The sequence below is a fragment of the Pseudomonas sp. KK18 genome (genome assembly GCF_037094675.1).
Classification (GTDB): domain Bacteria; phylum Pseudomonadota; class Gammaproteobacteria; order Pseudomonadales; family Pseudomonadaceae; genus Aquipseudomonas.
This window is the reverse complement of sequence record NZ_CP146605.1, coordinates 5,696,657-5,712,031: the sequence shown is the minus strand read 5'-3', so window position 1 is coordinate 5,712,031 and position 15,375 is coordinate 5,696,657. Positions and strand designations below refer to the sequence as shown.

General features: G+C 58.1%; 22 protein-coding genes. 21 read left to right on the top strand and 1 reads right to left on the bottom strand.

Features of this window, described 5'->3' with window-relative positions:
• Positions 1 to 54: 54 nt before the first annotated feature.
• The 9 genes from V6607_RS25830 (at position 55) to V6607_RS25790 (ending at position 6,411) form a co-directional block, all read left to right on the top strand.
• Positions 55 to 396 (top strand): hypothetical protein, encoded by a 342-nt coding sequence (locus V6607_RS25830; protein WP_338741581.1) that lies wholly within the window; start codon positions 55 to 57, stop codon positions 394 to 396.
• Positions 397 to 434: 38 nt separating this feature from the next.
• Positions 435 to 686, top strand: a complete 252-nt coding sequence (locus V6607_RS25825; RefSeq protein ID WP_046068456.1) for a putative holin — start codon at positions 435 to 437, stop codon at positions 684 to 686.
• Between the two features lies 1 nt (position 687).
• Positions 688 to 1,326, top strand: coding sequence for a transglycosylase SLT domain-containing protein (locus V6607_RS25820; RefSeq protein WP_338741574.1), 639 nt, complete (start codon positions 688 to 690; stop codon positions 1,324 to 1,326).
• Entirely contained in the window at positions 1,323 to 1,967 is a 645-nt protein-coding gene (locus tag V6607_RS25815; protein ID WP_338741572.1) for a DNA-packaging protein, read from the top strand. Before V6607_RS25820 ends, V6607_RS25815 begins: the two co-directional genes overlap by 4 nt.
• 204 nt (positions 1,968 to 2,171) lie before the next feature.
• On the top strand, positions 2,172 to 2,480 hold the full coding sequence (locus V6607_RS25810) for a hypothetical protein (RefSeq protein WP_010564659.1): 309 nt from the start codon (positions 2,172 to 2,174) through the stop codon (positions 2,478 to 2,480).
• The gene (locus V6607_RS25805) at positions 2,480 to 2,788 is read left to right on the top strand and encodes a hypothetical protein (RefSeq protein ID WP_301050493.1); all 309 of its coding nucleotides are present in this window, start codon (positions 2,480 to 2,482) and stop codon (positions 2,786 to 2,788) included. The genes V6607_RS25810 and V6607_RS25805 overlap by 1 nt, the downstream gene beginning before the upstream one ends.
• 22 nt (positions 2,789 to 2,810) lie before the next feature.
• Complete coding sequence (locus V6607_RS25800) at positions 2,811 to 3,305, top strand: DUF3486 family protein (protein ID WP_338741562.1); 495 nt, start codon at positions 2,811 to 2,813, stop codon at positions 3,303 to 3,305.
• Positions 3,302 to 4,855: a hypothetical protein gene (locus V6607_RS25795; protein ID WP_338741560.1), complete on the top strand. Its 1,554-nt coding sequence runs from the start codon at positions 3,302 to 3,304 to the stop codon at positions 4,853 to 4,855. Before V6607_RS25800 ends, V6607_RS25795 begins: the two co-directional genes overlap by 4 nt.
• Positions 4,855 to 6,411: a DUF935 domain-containing protein gene (locus V6607_RS25790; protein WP_338741558.1), complete on the top strand. Its 1,557-nt coding sequence runs from the start codon at positions 4,855 to 4,857 to the stop codon at positions 6,409 to 6,411. Before V6607_RS25795 ends, V6607_RS25790 begins: the two co-directional genes overlap by 1 nt.
• Here the strand turns inward: V6607_RS25790 and V6607_RS25785 are convergent.
• Complete coding sequence (locus V6607_RS25785) at positions 6,408 to 6,626, bottom strand: hypothetical protein (protein ID WP_338741555.1); 219 nt, start codon at positions 6,624 to 6,626, stop codon at positions 6,408 to 6,410. The two genes, V6607_RS25790 and V6607_RS25785, sit on opposite strands and share 4 nt — an antisense overlap.
• A 66-nt stretch (positions 6,627 to 6,692) precedes the next feature.
• Between V6607_RS25785 and V6607_RS25780 the strand changes: the two genes are divergently transcribed.
• From V6607_RS25780 to V6607_RS25725, 12 genes are all read left to right on the top strand, one after another.
• Positions 6,693 to 7,955 carry a PBECR2 nuclease fold domain-containing protein gene (locus V6607_RS25780; RefSeq protein ID WP_338741552.1) on the top strand — a complete coding sequence of 421 codons (1,263 nt, stop codon included), beginning with the start codon at positions 6,693 to 6,695 and terminating at the stop codon, positions 7,953 to 7,955.
• Between the two features lie 10 nt (positions 7,956 to 7,965).
• Positions 7,966 to 8,529, top strand: a complete 564-nt coding sequence (locus tag V6607_RS25775; RefSeq protein WP_338741549.1) for a phage virion morphogenesis protein — start codon at positions 7,966 to 7,968, stop codon at positions 8,527 to 8,529.
• A 220-nt stretch (positions 8,530 to 8,749) separates the two neighbouring features.
• On the top strand, positions 8,750 to 9,703 hold the full coding sequence (locus V6607_RS25770; protein WP_338741544.1) for a hypothetical protein: 954 nt from the start codon (positions 8,750 to 8,752) through the stop codon (positions 9,701 to 9,703).
• 54 nt (positions 9,704 to 9,757) lie between these two features.
• Complete coding sequence (locus tag V6607_RS25765; protein ID WP_338741541.1) at positions 9,758 to 10,744, top strand: phage protease; 987 nt, start codon at positions 9,758 to 9,760, stop codon at positions 10,742 to 10,744.
• 3 nt (positions 10,745 to 10,747) lie between these two features.
• Positions 10,748 to 11,143 carry a hypothetical protein gene (locus tag V6607_RS25760; RefSeq protein WP_338741538.1) on the top strand — a complete coding sequence of 132 codons (396 nt, stop codon included), beginning with the start codon at positions 10,748 to 10,750 and terminating at the stop codon, positions 11,141 to 11,143.
• A gap of 29 nt (positions 11,144 to 11,172) precedes the next feature.
• Positions 11,173 to 12,078: a Mu-like prophage major head subunit gpT family protein gene (locus V6607_RS25755; protein WP_338741536.1), complete on the top strand. Its 906-nt coding sequence runs from the start codon at positions 11,173 to 11,175 to the stop codon at positions 12,076 to 12,078.
• Positions 12,079 to 12,087: 9 nt separating this feature from the next.
• Complete coding sequence (locus V6607_RS25750) at positions 12,088 to 12,648, top strand: HI1506-related protein (RefSeq protein ID WP_338741533.1); 561 nt, start codon at positions 12,088 to 12,090, stop codon at positions 12,646 to 12,648.
• The gene (locus V6607_RS25745; RefSeq protein WP_338741531.1) at positions 12,645 to 13,136 is read left to right on the top strand and encodes a phage protein Gp36 family protein; all 492 of its coding nucleotides are present in this window, start codon (positions 12,645 to 12,647) and stop codon (positions 13,134 to 13,136) included. The genes V6607_RS25750 and V6607_RS25745 overlap by 4 nt, the downstream gene beginning before the upstream one ends.
• Complete coding sequence (locus tag V6607_RS25740) at positions 13,136 to 13,702, top strand: phage protein Gp37 (protein ID WP_338741528.1); 567 nt, start codon at positions 13,136 to 13,138, stop codon at positions 13,700 to 13,702. The genes V6607_RS25745 and V6607_RS25740 overlap by 1 nt, the downstream gene beginning before the upstream one ends.
• The gene (locus V6607_RS25735) at positions 13,702 to 13,893 is read left to right on the top strand and encodes a DUF2635 domain-containing protein (protein ID WP_138739425.1); all 192 of its coding nucleotides are present in this window, start codon (positions 13,702 to 13,704) and stop codon (positions 13,891 to 13,893) included. Before V6607_RS25740 ends, V6607_RS25735 begins: the two co-directional genes overlap by 1 nt.
• Positions 13,890 to 14,990, top strand: coding sequence for a phage tail sheath C-terminal domain-containing protein (locus tag V6607_RS25730; RefSeq protein ID WP_338741519.1), 1,101 nt, complete (start codon positions 13,890 to 13,892; stop codon positions 14,988 to 14,990). The genes V6607_RS25735 and V6607_RS25730 overlap by 4 nt, the downstream gene beginning before the upstream one ends.
• 13 nt (positions 14,991 to 15,003) lie before the next feature.
• Positions 15,004 to 15,375 carry a phage tail protein gene (locus V6607_RS25725; protein WP_338741516.1) on the top strand — a complete coding sequence of 124 codons (372 nt, stop codon included), beginning with the start codon at positions 15,004 to 15,006 and terminating at the stop codon, positions 15,373 to 15,375.

Below are 15,375 nucleotides of genomic sequence, written 5' to 3'. Positions count from 1 at the left end.
CAATCCTCCCCATACGCGAAGCTGGCACCGTTCCCCCAACGGCAGGTTCGCACTATGCATTCCGCACCTACATCGCCCAAAGTCTCCCGGCCCAAATGGCCGCGCCAGTTCGCCCAGCTCATCCTCGCCGCTGGTGATGATGCTGCGCGTGCGGTGTTGTGGGCCAAGGTCCCGGCCGACTGGCGGGAGTTGGTGCAACAGCATATTGCACAGGCTAACGGTCGCATCGAGCAGCATGTGCGCCAACAAGAGAAATTACGCCCCGCTGTAAGAACCATCACGCCGACCCTCGCCGAGTACCGGGCACCCGTCCATGTACCCGGCAAAGCCGTGGTCGCCGCTCAACACCTGGCCGCATTGCGCGCCGCCATCCACTCACCGCGAGTATCCCAATGACCACCACCGCACCTAAGCGGCGTCCCCGTACGCCTCGCATGACCTTCTGGGCACTGATCACCATCGCTTTGTTGTTCTGCCTGGCCATCGTTGCCCCGACCAAGCTGCCCGTCGTCCTCTACAAATGTGGCCTGGTTACGCTGGGCTGCGTGCTCGGTTACTGGCTGGATCGAGCGTTGTTCCCATACGCCCGACCGGACATGGTTCCGAGTTGCGACCAATCCATGGCCGGTATCCGCCGCGCCCTGGTGGTGCTGGGTTGCGTCCTCGGCCTGACGCTGGGGCTCTGACATGCGCCGCTCTCGTTCTCTTCTATATATAGCTGCTGGCTGCGTGGGCTTGCTCGTCTGCCTGGCCGCCAGCCCACCGGCCAAGGCCGAAATCCCGGACCAGGCAGAACGCTACCGCCGCGACCTGACCCGCATCGCCCAGTCGGAATGGGGCCTGGATGCACCGGTATCCACCTTCGCCGCTCAGATCCACCAGGAAAGCCGCTGGAAGTTCGACGCGAAGTCGCCCGTCGGTGCGCAAGGCTTGGGCCAGGTGATGCCCTCGACCGCCACCTGGCTTGCCGAGTTGTTTCCCAAGGCTCTCGGCAAGGTCGAGCCGTATAACCCGGTTTGGTCCATGCAGGCACTTGTCAGCTATGACCGCTGGCTAGCGAACCGCATCAAGGCGCGTGGCCCCTGCGAACAAGGGGCGCTGATCCTTTCCGCCTACAACGGCGGTTTGGGCTGGGTGATCAAAGACCGCAAGTTGGCATCGGCTAAGGGTGCCGATCCGCTGACCTGGTTCAACTCCGTCGAGCGGTTCAATAACGGCCGCTCGGCTGCTGCGTTCAAGGAAAATCGTCAATACCCGCGTCTGATCCTGTTGCGCTGGGAAGCCCTGTACGTCACGGCCGGCTGGGGCCAAGGGGTGTGCCAATGAATGGCTTGCTCGATCTACTCAAGCCCGCCACCTGGTACGTGGGCATCATCGCGGCCGTGGTGTTCGGCCTGCATCTCAACTGGCAGGACGGCTATGACCAGGGTTACGCCAAGGCCTTGGGCGAAGGGGAAACAGCTATCGCCAAGCTGCGCCTAGAACATTCCCAGGAACAGCAACGTATCGCCGATGCAACAGCTAAAGCCGCCAAACAGGCGGTTGAGGATCTGCGCGCTCAGCGGGATCGGGGCGATCTGCTCGCCACCCAGCTCGCCGACGCTAAGGATTCGTTGCGCAAGAATACCGACCAACTCAAGGGAGAGATTGCCCGTGTCACGACCCTGTATCGCCGCACCCTCGAATCGGCGCCTGAGCCTTTGCCTGTTGGCGTGTTCACTGTTGGCTTTGTCCGCGTGTGGAACAAAGCCAACGGAATCGGCACCGCAGTGCCTGCCCAGCAAGCCCGACAAGCCGCCAGCGGAATTGCTACGTCGCCCGATGGAGCCGGAGCCACTGACAGCCTCGACTCGGGCGTCACCCAGCCGCTTGTCCTCACAAACCAGATTCGCAACGGGGAGCTGCACAGTTCCTGCCGGGCTCAGCTCAACCGCCTGATCGATTGGACACTCAATGGAAGTAACTGACTTTGCCAGTCACCTGGAGGCGATCCACAACGAATCCTCTTTGGCGGCACATTTGGCACAACGTGAAGTATTGACCGGCCCTTCGGCCGAGTTCTGCACAGGAGAGGATTGCGATATGCCAATCCCGGAACAACGCCGTGTGGCCATACCAGGTGTGCAGCTTTGCGCGCAGTGCCAAACGCATCGCGAAAAGAGGGGGCGTCGATGACGACGATTGAAATGCCGGCGTGGCAACTAGTGAGTATCGCCGTAACCATCCTCGGCGCTTTCGCCGGACTGGTGAAGGTTATGGTCATGCAAATGGAGCGCCGCCTGGACCAGCGCTTTGCGATAACGGACAAGGACAGCGAACGCCTGCGCACACTGGAAATATCCTTTGAACGGCTGCGGGGTGACATGCCCGTGCACTACGTGCGCCGGGAAGACTACGTGCGCGGCCAAACCGTGATCGAGGCCAAGCTTGATGCGTTGGCCCTCAAGCTAGAAACCGTTCAATTAAAAGGACTGAAGTAATGAACATCGACGCCGCCAAAACGCGCCGGGAATCCCTGCGCTGGTACATCATCAAGACCCTGGACACCTCGCGCCCCGTAGATCCTCATGAGGCTGTGGTGTTGTCCACTATCCAAGGCATCTATCCCGACGCCACCACCATGGAGCTGCGCCGCGAACTTGACTATTTGGCCGACCGTAGCCTGGTGACGCTGGACAAAAAGCCCAACGGTGTGTGGATCTGCGGCCTGACCCACTACGGGGTCGATATTGCGGAATACACCATCGCCTGCAATCCAGGTGTTGCCCGTCCAGAAAAGTACTGGTGACCCTATGCCCCCGCGCAGCAAGGTGGCCAGCCTGCCCAAGTCGGTCAAGACCTGGCTCGACAAGGCCCTGGCCGAAAACAACTTCAGCGATTACGAAGCCCTGGCCAATGAACTGTCGAGCCAGGGTTTTTCGATCAGCAAGTCGGCGCTACATCGCTATGGCCAGGACTTTGAGTCCAAGCTCTCCGCCTTGAGGATGGCCAGCGAGCAGGCCCGTGCTGTAGTGGAGGCGGCGCCTGATGAGGAAGGTTCAGTCAACGAAGCATTGATGCGCTTTGTTCAAGAGCACTTGTTCAAGATGCTGCTGGCTGATGAGGGCAAGTTCGACCCCTACAAGATGGCCAAAGCCGTGGCCGAGCTTGGCAAGGCCTCAGTTGTGCAGAAAAAATGGCAGGCCGAGTGGAAGGAAAAGGTCGAAGCGGCCGCTGCTCGCGTCGACAAGATCGCCAAAAAAGGCGGCATGAGTCAGACAACAGCGGACGAAATCCGGCGCGAGATCCTGGGGATGGCATCGTGAGTCTGCCCCTTGTCCTAGACAGCACCGCCACTTTGCTTGCCCCAGCGGTCTTACTCGACTATCAGAAAGAGTGGATCGGTATACGCGCCCCACTCAAGGTTGGCGAGAAATCCCGGCGTATCGGTCTCACATGGGCTGAGGCGGCAGACAACGTCCTAGTAGCCGCGTCCGAAAAATCGGCGGGCGGTCAAACTGTCTATTACCTCGGCTACAACCAGGACATGACCGTGGAGTACATCCAGGCATGCGCCATGTGGGCGCGGGCCTATAACTACGCGGCCGAGCAAATAGAAGAAGGCATCTGGCCCGACAGCGACCCCGACAAACACATCAAGACCTACACCATCGCGTTTCCCAGCGGCCACCGCATAGTTGCGCTGACCAGTCGCCCGTCCAACCTGCGCGGCCGTCAGGGCGTTGTCGTGATCGACGAAGCCGCGTTCCATGCGGACTTGGCCGAGCTGCTGAAAGCTGCCATGGCTCTGTTGATCTGGGGCGGTGAAGTCCATGTGATCAGCACCCACGACGGTACGGAGAACCCCTTCAACGACCTGGTCAACGAAATCCGGGCAGGCAAGCGCAATGGTGAAGTGTTCCGCTGCACGTTCGGTGAAGCCGTTGCTGATGGTCTGTACAAGCGTGTCTGCCTGCGTAAAGGCATTGAGTACAGGCTTGAGGATCAAATCGCCTGGGTGAATGACGTATACGGCTTCTACGGCGATGCAGCCGACGAAGAATTAGACTGCGTGCCATCCCAGGGTGGCGGTGCCTTCCTCAGCATGGCCCTGGTTGAGCAGCGCAGTAATCGTGACGTGCCGGTACTGCGCCTGGCATACCCGCAGGGTTACGAAACCATCGCCGAACACTTGCGCCTGGCCGAGTCCCTGGAGTGGTGCGAAGAGCATTTGCTCCCTCTGCTTTCGGCCATTCCCCTGGACGTTCAGAGCTTCTATGGCATGGACTTCGGGCGCTCCGGCGACCTCTCGGTCTTCTGGCCATTGCTCAAAGAGCAGAATCTGCGCAAACGCACGCCCTTTGTGGTCGAGCTGCGTAACGTCCCGTTCAAGCAACAACTCCAGATTAAGTTTTACATCATCCGTCGCTTACCCAATTTCCTCAAAGGCGCCGACGACGCCAGGGGCAACGGCTCGCAACTGTCGGAAGACACTGCCGTCGAGTTCGGCTTCAACCGCATCGAGCGTGTGATGCTCACCGAGGGCTGGTATCGCGACAACATGCCACCGTTCAAGGCCGCCCTGGAAGATGACACCTTCTACGACATCCCGGCCGACAAAGACGTGGTCAGCGACGTGCGTGCCTTTCGGATGGTCAAGGGTGTGGCCCGCATCCCGGAGAAACGCACCAACGAGAAAGGCGAAAAAGCCGGCCCCAAGCGCCACGGCGACGCCGGTATTGCCGCCGTTTTGGCCGACTATGCGTCCCGTCAGGAAGTCGAGATTATCGAATATCACCGTGTCCAACCCGCATCTCAGCATGACCGCGAGATCCAGATCGGCGCCGGTTGGCGCTCCAAAAAAGGCATTTGGTAATGGCTGAATCCAAAATCGTCGACCAGTACGGTCGCCCGATCCAGTACGACAAGCTCACGGAAGAGCTGGCCGCAGCGCGTACCACCGGCATACGCCAGGTTTGGCACCAGTCGGTGGCCAGCGGCCTGACACCTGGTCGGCTTGCCGCCATCTTGCAGGGGGCCGCCGAAGGGAACGCCCACGATTACCTGACCCTTGCCGAGGAAATGGAAGAGCGGGATCTGCATTACGCCTCGGTGTTAGGCACTCGTAAGCTCGCGATATCAGGCCTGGCCATCCGTGTCGAAGCTGCGAGCGACGACGCCGAGGACGTTCGTCGAGCGGACCAACTCAAGGAGATTGTGGACTCCCCCGAGTTCGGCGAACTGCAAGCCGACCTGACCGACGCCATGGGCAAGGGCTACGCCGTCTCTGAAATCATGTGGGACCGTAGCGGCAAGACCTGGAGCCCGGACCGGTTTGAGCCACGGGATCAGCGGTTTTTCCAGTTTGACCGCGAGACCGGGCGGGAGCTACGACTGCTGGATGAAGCCGACATGCTCAATGGCATCGCATTGGCGCCGTACAAGTTTATCGTCCACCTGCCGCGCATCCGTTCGGGTCTGCCGATCCGGGGCGGTTTGGCGCGTCTGGCAGCCGTTGGCTATATGTGTAAGGCCTGGACCTGGAAAGACTGGATGGGCTTCGCTGATATCTTCGGTATGCCCATGCGCGTGGGCCGCTATGGACCTGGTGCCAGCAAGGACGATATCGCCACGCTGATGTCGGCGGTGGCCAACTTGGGCAGCGACGCGGCAGCGGTGATTCCGGACAGCATGCGCATCGACTTCACTCAGGCAGCGAACGTCACCGGTGCTGGTGACTTCTTTAAAGGCCTGGCCGAATGGTGGGACAAGCAAGTCAGCAAAGCCGTGGTCGGCCAAACCATGTCCACTGACGATGGCTCCAGCCAAGCCCAGGCAACGATCCACAATGAGGTTCGCCTGGATCTACTGCAAGCCGACGCCAAGGCTGAGTCCAACACCCTCAACCGATACTTTGTGCGCCCCTGGTGCGATTTAAACTTTGCACCAGGTCGTCCATATCCACGACTGATCATCGATGTACCAGAGCCTGAGAACACCAAGCTTCTGATCGAGGCACTCGAAAAGCTGGTTCCGTTGGGGTTGAAAGTGGAGCAGTCGGTTATTCGTGACAAGCTCAATATCCCGGCTCCTGCACAAGGCGCCGAGCTGCTGGGTGTCCCGCCACCGGTTGCCACGCCAGTGTTAGCCCAGGCTACCAACAACGAGCAAAAGCAAGTCAAGCCGGTGATGATGCCTGACATCGTCGATAACCAGGTGCGCACTCTGGAGCGGACAGCGGGTGGCCATATAGATGACATGGTCGAGCAGATCAAGGAACTGCTCGACTCAGTCAGTAGCCTGGAAGAATTTCGTGATCGCCTCATTGAGACCTATCCAGCCATGACCACCAGCCAGTTGGCAGACGCTATCGCCGACGGCCTGACGGCTGCAAGTCTGGCCGGCCGCGACGATATTTTGCGGGGACTTTAAGCTTCCTCAATGTCGATGCACTGCCTAAGCAGCTCTGCACATATTGGCCGATCACCGATAACGGTAAGAATCTTTTCCAGTTGTGAGTTGAACAATGACACATCGAAGTTTGGTTGCTGCTTGAGTGTTTGGATTAAAAGCACTATAGCCATAGTGATGTCGGCTATTGGCTCTTTTACAACCTCAATGACGTTTGCTGCATCTTGTTGGTTCATTTTTCAGCTCCATTGATTGAACAGCATTGGTTTTCTTAACCTCACCATACGATACAAGGACTAGAAATGGCTGTCTCTCATGGATCACTCCCTTTCAAAGAGCAGATCGACTATTTCCGTGGCAAAGTTGATGTGCCGACTCGCTCCTGGACGGATGTTTACACGGCCGAACACGACTACGCGTTTGTTGTAGCTGGCGCCGTAAAGCGGGATCTACTGGTCGACTTACGGAGCGCCGTAGAAAAGTCCATCGCCAGCGGCACCACTCTGGAACAGTTCCGCAAAGACTTTGACCAGGTCGTCGGCAAACATGGCTGGCAGTACCAGGGCGAGCGCGGATGGCGTACCAATGTCATTTGGGAAACAAACCTACGGCAGTCCTATAACTCCGGGCGCGAAGCGCAGATGGCAGACCCAGAGCTGCGCAAACGCAGACCCTATGCAATCTATCGCCATGGCGACAGCGCCCACCCTCGGCCTATGCACTTATCGTGGAACGGCATCACCTTGCCGCTCGATGACCCATGGTGGGCGACCCATACCCCGCAAAATGGTTGGGGCTGCAAGTGTAAGAAATTCATGCTTTCGGCAAGGGACGTAGAGCGCCAGGGCCTGACGATTGGCTCGGCACCCGCCATTGAGTGGGAAGATCGGATCATCGGCAAGAACAGTCCTGAAGGACCACGTACAGTGCGAGTGCCCAAGGGCATTGATCCAGGCTTTGAATATGCACCTGGTCAATCACGCCTGACGAACTCCGTGCCCCAGATGCGCACCCACGATCTGATACCTGCACCATCAGCAGCTCCGACACCTGCATTGGGTTTGCCCAACCGTCAGCCGACCGGTCCCTTGCCGCAACCTCGACAAATCCCAGCAAAGCGTTTGCTCCCGGCCAAAGTGCCTGCCTCTCAAGCTGTGACTCAGTTCCTGGGCGAGTTCGGTGCCACGGATGCAGCTCCGGCACTGTTCCGTGATGTGACCGGTGATGCCCTGGTCATCGGGCGGGAGATGTTCAGCGATGCCAAAACCGGCGCAATAACATTGGCGCAGCAGGTCAACGCACGCGAACTTCCGCTGTTGGCTGAAGCTATTAAGGCGCCCGATGAAATTTGGGCACGCCTGGAGTGGCAGCAAGATCAGGGCAAGGCGGTGCTGCGCCGTCGCTACTTGGCACACGTCCAGGTAAAGGGTCAGTCCGAGCCAGCCGTTGCTGTATTCGACCAGGGCGCTGACGGCTGGACCGGCGTCACCGGCTTCGTGGATGACAGTGAGCAGTACCTAGAGGCATTGCGCTTGGGCGTACTGCTTTACCGGCGCACGGAATAAGGAGCATCACATGGCAGGTTCAATGCTTGAGGTCTCCATTGATACAAGTCCAGTAGGCAAAGCCCTGGATGATCTGACCGAGCGGCTGGGTGACCTCACAACGCCGCTGAATGACATTGCGGAGTATCTTCACCAGGCCACGGATAACCGCTTTCGGCAACAGGTCGCCCCGGACGGCTCTCCCTGGGCCCCACTCGCACCGTCAACCCTGGCCCGTAAAAAAGGTGGCCGCATCCTGCGCGAAAAGGGCACGCTCCAAGACACCATGCGCCACACCGTCAGCAGCAATGAACTGTCGTTCGGTACAGACCGCGTGTACGGCGCCATCCACCAGTTCGGCGGAAAGGTCCAGCATGCAGCCAGATCACAGCAGGTCTACTTCCGGCAAGGTAAAGATGGATCGGTGGGGAATCGTTTTGTGAAGAAGAGCAAATCCAACTTTGCCCAATGGGTGACTCGTGGCGCGCACGGCGCCGAGATCGAGGCAAGGCCCTACCTGGGCATGTCATCAGAGGACGATATCGAGGTGCTGGCAATCATCCAAGACTATCTTTCGGAGCCGGTCGCTGGCTGATTGCGTAGAATCACGTCAGCGGTGCGTATCGATGCTCTCGGTACGCATATCGCCACTGCATGGCGTTAGCACCGTTAGACGTGCGTTAGATTAGCTCTGTGGGCTTACAGAACGTACAGGTCTGGTAATAGGTGGGTGGACTGGCTAAGACGGAGCTTGAAATGTGCCAGACGAAACACATATGGTCAGACACAATCAAAGCCGCCGTAGGGAAATAGCGATGAGTGAGTGGGACTATGATGATCGGCCAGAGCTTCCTCCTGAATCGGGCGACCTATCCGCTCAGCAATTTGATCCGGACAATACTTGGCTAGAGACCGCACCTAGAGAATTGCAAATCGAAGCAATGCGGTGCTGGTTTTACGCGCGCTACCAAGACCCAGCTCACGACACCCCTTACGACGGGAGAGAGGGGGGATACCTGTTTGTACACGGGGGCCCTTATGATCCTAACGATGTGATCCAGGAGCGCTTCGATAAGACGGTGGAGTTTGAGGTTATGGAAGAACTCATCGCAGAATTGCATGGAGCTGAAGGTGGCGATGAGTGGGCGCCAATTTATCCCGAAGACGAGGGTTGGAATTACGAAGATTTATATTCGTTACGCCCTGAGGAACGAGAAGATCCTTTGAGGATGCTCAACGAACGGCTTGAACAGATCGAGGAAACAATAGAAGCTCAGTCGATTCTTCCAAGCTTCGTCACTCATTTATTACATAGTGCCGCAATAACAGCTTTGGAGGCGTATCTCTGGGATACCACTTCCTATTGGGTCACTCGGGATAAAAAGGTCTTACGGTCATTCGTAAAAAGCAATAAGGATTTTACAGGACAAAAATTCCAGCTTTCCGACGTTTTTACCGTTATGGACGACCTGGAGAGAAAAGTAGCTGACTACCTTCAGACATTCATCTGGCATCGCTTAGATAAAGTAAAGCCTCTACTAGAAATGACCTTGGGTATCAATTTCCCAGAGATCGAAAAATTCATTCCGGAAATAATCATACGCCACGATATTGTCCATCGTGGCGGACGCGACAAAGACGGTTATCCCGTTTTGATTACCATTGGCGATGTGCGTCGACTGGCAAGGCTTGTCGAAGAGTTCTCCCAGGAATTAGAAGGTCAACTCAAAAAAGTCTTTCCCATCATTCCGATAGTCGACGAATTCTAAAACCTTAAACCCCGCTGATACTCACTCATCCGCCAGTCTATCCACACTGGCGGCATGAAAACTCAACTCGCCGTTAACTCTGAAATCTACAGCTCTGTCGAGCTTTCCGAAGGGAAGGCCCCCGAGTGGGTAGAACTCATTCCCGCCGGTCCCAATGTGGTCGGCCGTGACGGCCGCTCCTGGCTGTTCGACGATGCGGCCCATCAGTTTGTACAGACCAACTTCTCCAGCCGGGCAATCGATTTGCCTATCGACTGGGAGCATGCCACCCAGCGCCGCGCCCCTCACGGTGAAGAAGCTCCCGCAGGTGCCTGGATTAAACAGTTGGAAATCCGCGACGGCGCGTTGTGGGGTCAGGTCGACTGGACGCCACGCGGCGAACTCCAGGTTGAAAGCAAAGAGTACCGCTTCCTTTCCCCCGTTTTTGATTACGACGATGGATCCAAACGCATCGTGCGCATGGTCAGCGCAGCCCTTACCAACATCCCCAATCTTGTAATGACAGCACTCAACCAAGAGCAAATGGAGAACGTCCCTGTGAAACCCTCACCAGAGCTTTTAAAGCTGCTCGGTTTGCCTGAAACGGCGACCGCAGAGCAGGTCTTTGCCGCCACCACCACCAAACTCAACGCCACTAACCAGGCACTCAATACCGAGTCGGGCAACCTGGAGCGGTTCGTGCCTCGCGCCGACTACAACGCGATGGAATCCCGTGCGTTGAATTCGGAGCAAGCCCTCACCGCTCTTAAAACGGCAGAACACACCAAGGCTGTGGATGCGGTCATCACTCAGGCCACCCAGGCCGGGAAGATCACCCCGGCGACCGTGGATTACCACCGTGCCATGTGCCAGGACGAAGCCGGTCTCACGCGCTTCAAGGCTTTTGTCGATGCCGCGCCCATCGTTGCGAACCCAACCGGCTTGGGCGACCGCAAACACAAAGACACTTCAACCGCCCTCAACTCCGAAGAGCAAGCCATGTGCGTGCAGTTTGGGGTTGACCCGGTCGAGTTTGCCAAAACCAAGCAAAGCGAGGTTTAACCCGTGCCGCTGACTCAAGATCGCAATACGCCCATGAAGGCCACCGAGGTTCTGGTGGTTCCCGTTGCCGCCAACGTCCGCATCTTCGCGGGCTCTCTGGTAGTCGCTAACGCCACTGGTTTTGCTGCACCTGGTTCAACCGCCCTGGGCCTGTCCTACCTCGGCCGTGCCGAAGAGTCAGTCGACAACCGTGGCGGCGCAGCTGGTGCTGCTCAGGTCGAGATCCGCCATGGCAAGGCATTCCTCTGGACCAATGACGGCACCATCACCCAGGCGTACCTGTTCAAGCCCGCTTACATCGTCGATGACGAAACCGTAGCGGCTGCTGATGCAGGCGGCACCCGATCCACTGCTGGACGCATCGTCGGTATTGATACCAACGGCGTGTGGGTTGAGTAACTCCCTCTATATATAGGAGCGCATTGCGCATGTTAGTTAACAAGTCCTCGATCCAGGCAGCATTTGTTGCCCTGAAAACCCTTTTCAACAACGCCTTTGCGACCGCACCCAGCGCCTGGGAAAAGATCGCCATGAAGGTGCCAAGCACCACTGGCGCCAACATGTATGCGTGGCTGTCGGCGTTTCCAAAAATGCGCCGTTGGGTTGGCGAAAAGCACGTTAAGAGCCTCAAGGCGTTCAGCTACACCGTAGAAAACGAAGATTTTGAAGCGACTGTCGAAGTTGACCGCAACCATATCGAAGACGATCAGTTGGGCATTTATGCGCCCCAGGCGCAAATGGCAGGCTTCTCAGCAAAGCAGTTGCCGGATGAAATCGTATTCGAGTTGGTGAACGGCGGTTTTGGCAACCTGTGCTACGACGGCCAGTACTTCTTCGACACCGACCACGTCGTCGGCACTGGTAGCGTCAGCAACAAAGGCACGGCGGCGCTTTCCATTACGACTCAGGCGGCAGCCAAGGGCAGCTATGGCGCAGCACGCACCGCCATGGGCAAGTTCAAGGACGATGATGGCCGTCCTCTGGATGTGCGCCCAACAATCCTCCTGGTCGGCCCAGGTTTGGAAGACACCGCCCGCGCCTTGTTGACCAGTGATCGCCTGGAAGACGGCAAGGTCAACCTCTACAAGGGTACTGCCGAGTTGGTCGTCTCGACTCGTATCACCTCCGATACGGCCTGGTTCCTCCTGGACACAAGCAAGCCCGTACGCCCCTTCATCTACCAGGAGCGCAAGGCTCCAGTCTTCGTCCAGCAGACCGATCCCGAAGCTGAAGACGTTTTCAGTCGCAAGAAATTCAAGTTCGGGGCAGAAGCACGGGCGGCCGGTGGTTATGGCTTCTGGCAACTGGCCTTCGGCTCGACTGGCGAAGCGTAAGGGGGTGTCATGACGACTGTCATCGTTATTACAGCCAAGCGTAACGGCTTCCGTCGCTGCGGCGTTGCTCACTCCGACCAGCCGACTGCGTGGTTCCGGGATGACTTCACGGATGAGCAATGGGAGGAACTGAGTAAAGAGCCTCAATTGTTTCTCGCCGTCGAAGAGCGAGACTTTGGCCTGGGACTGGAGCAGCACAATGCATTCACGTCGTCCTCCGCGCTGCCGGAAGCGCCCATCTCCGGTAAAGGTGCCTTGTCGAGCGTGGGTCAGGCAGACCCTGCGGCAGTGGGTAACGTTGGGCCAAAACTCCTGGACGGAGCCAGCCTTGAGCCTGATTTGTCGCCGGTAGGTGGCGTTGTTTCGGCAGGCGGAGGCAAGTCCGAGCCAGACCTTGAAGTACTTTGGAGCGCCGCGCTTCTGGAGGAAGAACAACGGGAAGCGGCCAAGCTGAACGCAGAAACCGAAACGCTTTGGGATGAAGCGATTGCGGAGGATGTACTGCGGGAGGCGGCCAAAGTAAAGGCGACGAAGGTACCAGCAAAGCCGAAAAAGGCAGCGGATAAATGAACCTCTCGCTGCCATCGGCCAGTCAGCTCCTGGTCCGCTTTGGCCCCCGTGATATCACCGAGGTTGCAGTAGCAGATACCGACCGAGTCATTGAGCCCGAGCTGCTGGTAGCCGCAGCCGCTGGCAAGCCTTTGGATGACTGGCCTGCGGAAGAAGTGGCTATCGCCGTCATGGCGTTGGCCAGGATCGCTGACGCGGTCACTCGGTCGCGTAGCGAAGTTTCGTTTTACCTACGGTTCCGTGCGGCTGGCGAGGATGCTCCCGCATGGGTCACGGATGACCTGGCCGAGATCGCCCGCTACCACCTGTACGACGATGCCGGAAAGGAAGAGTCGACTGTGCGGGTGCTTTACAAGGATGTAATCAAGCGACTGGAAACCTTGGCCAAGGAAGACAAGGAGCGTGGCGCCTCGGATGGTGGGCAGTCTGGTCTTCAGATCAGCCACCAGCCTCGGCTTATGAGCCGTACCACCTTGAGGAACTTGTAATGCTGGGCGAGCTGGAGGACTTGATCGAGGCGCGGCTCAAGGAGTTGAGTGTGAAGCTCCCGCGCCTGACAGTCGCCAGCTATGGCGGTGAGCTTGGCGACCCTGACCTGTTGTCGGGTCTGCTCAAACGTTGTCCTGCGATCTTGCTGATGGTGCCAAAGGTTACGTTCACCAGGAAAAGCAGCACCCGTTACACCTTGCCGATCACGTTTCGCCTGGTCATTGCTGCGCGTCATCCGCGTGGTGAAAAGGAAACTCGTCGCGGAACAACGCCCACTGACATTGGCACATACGCGCTGTGGGAAGCCTGCATGCACCAACTGGTCGACTGGCAGCCCTGGGTAAATCGTGCGGCTATCCGTCCGACAGAGCTTTCCAACCTGGTCAACGGCAAGTTGGCCAGCGACCACCTCTCAGTCCTGGGGCAGTCGTTCGTCATCGAACTGGATTGGGAGAAACCGAAAGAAGCTCTGCCTGACTTCCTGGGAGTTAGCTTGGAATATCACACCCCATCGGAGAACCCCGAGCCGGTGGCCACCGACATCATCGAACTGAGGGACGTGTAATGCACGTTATCGCCGCACCTGGTCATCGGGTGCCCATGGATGAAGATCCGTACAAGTACATCGAAGAGACCGAGTCCGTCGACGTGCCAGATACCTCCTACTACCGACGCCGCTTGGCGGCTGGTGAACTGCTCGCCGCGAAGAAACCACGCGGCAGTGCCAAACAACTCGCACAGGAATCCGCTGAATGAGCATTTCCTTTGACACCATCCCGGCGTCGATTCGCAAGCCGGGCGTTTACATTGAGTTCAATACCAGCCTGGCGGTACGGACACTGCCCACCAACAAGCAGAGCGTCTGCCTGATCGTGCCCCTGGGCGTCGATGCTACTGTTGCTGCCAACGTGCCTACGCCGTTCTACAGTGCAGCCGAGGCCAAGGCTTTGTTCGGCGGCACAGTGGCCGGGGAAATGGCGGATGCATTTATCTCCGCCAATCGGTACGCCTCCCTCTCGGCCGTTGGCGTGGTGGTTACAGGCGAAACAGAACCCGACATTAAGGCTGCTTTGGACTCCACCGCCATGGGTGGTTTCACCATTCTGGTGCCTGCTTGGTTTAGCCAGATCGCACTCACTGCATTGCGCACGCACATCCAGACCTACACCAGTTCGATGGAGCAACAGGGCATCATCGGTGTGGCGGCGCTGACCAGCACCTTGTCGGCCGCGACCACGTTGGCCACGTCGCTGAACTCCGGTGCAATCAGCTTGGCAGTCCTGCCGGGAACTGCATCGACTGCGCGCCAGGTCGCCGCCGCTTACGCCGCCATGATCGCCTCGGAAGAAGATCCAGCGCGGCCGCTGAATACCCTGGTATTGACTGGTATCAAGGTTCCGCCGGTCACTCAGCGCCTCGGCCGCACGGAGCAGGAAACGGCCCTGGCCAATGGTGTCACGCCGCTGGAGGTTGCGGCCGGTGATGTCATACAGATCGTCCGTGCAGTGACCACCTACACCAAGTCTGCTGCCGGTGCCACGGATGTGTCGCTGCTGGATCTGACCACCATACGCACCCTGTATTACGTGCGAGTGGCGGTTCGCGACCGCATCCGCCTGCGCTTCCCACGCTCGAAACTCTCCAGCAAGACACCTGCGGCCGTTCGTGGCGAGATTCTGGACGTGCTCAAGAAGCTGGAAGAGTTGGAAATCGTCGAAGAGGTGGACGCCAACGCGGATGGCCTGGTGGTTGAGCGTTCACTGCAGGACGTAAACCGCCTCAATGCAACCATTCCTGTCGATGTAGTCAACGGCCTGCATGTGTTCGCCGGTCGCATTGACCTGCTCCTGTAAGAGGTGATTTTAGATGGCTGATAACTACGTAGGGCAGATCGTCCTGGAGATCAACGGCACGGACTATGAGGTGACGAGCGTCGAGCCAAGCCTCAAGACCGGGCGCAAGGTGGTCAAGACCATGAACCGCACAGGTCGTCCCACCGGCACGGCGAAGGGTATCGAAGAGCACGAACTGAAAGTCTCGGTGGTCATTCCTAAAAGCGGCGAGCCGGAATGGCGCGCTCTGATGGATGCCAAGCTGACGATCTATGCCCAGGACGGTGGCGGTAAGCGTGAGACCTGGACAGGTTGTTCTCTGATCGAGCTGGGCAGTAAGTACCAGCTTGAAGGTGAAGCCACCCGCGACCTGACCATCGCCGCCCTCAACTACTACACGGAGTGA

Bases quoted from the DNA above. Each gene is read 5' to 3' on its own strand.
- V6607_RS25830 (WP_338741581.1), top strand. From the start codon at position 55: ATGCATTCCGCACCTACATCGCCCAAAGTCTCCCGGCCCAAATGGCCG.
- V6607_RS25825 (WP_046068456.1), top strand. From the start codon at position 435: ATGACCTTCTGGGCACTGATCACCATCGCTTTGTTGTTCTGCCTGGCC.
- V6607_RS25820 (WP_338741574.1), top strand. From the start codon at position 688: ATGCGCCGCTCTCGTTCTCTTCTATATATAGCTGCTGGCTGCGTGGGC.
- V6607_RS25815 (WP_338741572.1), top strand. From the start codon at position 1,323: ATGAATGGCTTGCTCGATCTACTCAAGCCCGCCACCTGGTACGTGGGC.
- V6607_RS25810 (WP_010564659.1), top strand. From the start codon at position 2,172: ATGACGACGATTGAAATGCCGGCGTGGCAACTAGTGAGTATCGCCGTA.
- V6607_RS25805 (WP_301050493.1), top strand. From the start codon at position 2,480: ATGAACATCGACGCCGCCAAAACGCGCCGGGAATCCCTGCGCTGGTAC.
- V6607_RS25790 (WP_338741558.1), top strand. From the start codon at position 4,855: ATGGCTGAATCCAAAATCGTCGACCAGTACGGTCGCCCGATCCAGTAC.
- V6607_RS25785 (WP_338741555.1), bottom strand. From the start codon at position 6,626: ATGAACCAACAAGATGCAGCAAACGTCATTGAGGTTGTAAAAGAGCCA.
- V6607_RS25780 (WP_338741552.1), top strand. From the start codon at position 6,693: ATGGCTGTCTCTCATGGATCACTCCCTTTCAAAGAGCAGATCGACTAT.
- V6607_RS25775 (WP_338741549.1), top strand. From the start codon at position 7,966: ATGGCAGGTTCAATGCTTGAGGTCTCCATTGATACAAGTCCAGTAGGC.
- V6607_RS25770 (WP_338741544.1), top strand. From the start codon at position 8,750: ATGAGTGAGTGGGACTATGATGATCGGCCAGAGCTTCCTCCTGAATCG.
- V6607_RS25765 (WP_338741541.1), top strand. From the start codon at position 9,758: ATGAAAACTCAACTCGCCGTTAACTCTGAAATCTACAGCTCTGTCGAG.
- V6607_RS25755 (WP_338741536.1), top strand. From the start codon at position 11,173: ATGTTAGTTAACAAGTCCTCGATCCAGGCAGCATTTGTTGCCCTGAAA.
- V6607_RS25750 (WP_338741533.1), top strand. From the start codon at position 12,088: ATGACGACTGTCATCGTTATTACAGCCAAGCGTAACGGCTTCCGTCGC.
- V6607_RS25745 (WP_338741531.1), top strand. From the start codon at position 12,645: ATGAACCTCTCGCTGCCATCGGCCAGTCAGCTCCTGGTCCGCTTTGGC.
- V6607_RS25740 (WP_338741528.1), top strand. From the start codon at position 13,136: ATGCTGGGCGAGCTGGAGGACTTGATCGAGGCGCGGCTCAAGGAGTTG.
- V6607_RS25735 (WP_138739425.1), top strand. From the start codon at position 13,702: ATGCACGTTATCGCCGCACCTGGTCATCGGGTGCCCATGGATGAAGAT.
- V6607_RS25730 (WP_338741519.1), top strand. From the start codon at position 13,890: ATGAGCATTTCCTTTGACACCATCCCGGCGTCGATTCGCAAGCCGGGC.
- V6607_RS25725 (WP_338741516.1), top strand. From the start codon at position 15,004: ATGGCTGATAACTACGTAGGGCAGATCGTCCTGGAGATCAACGGCACG.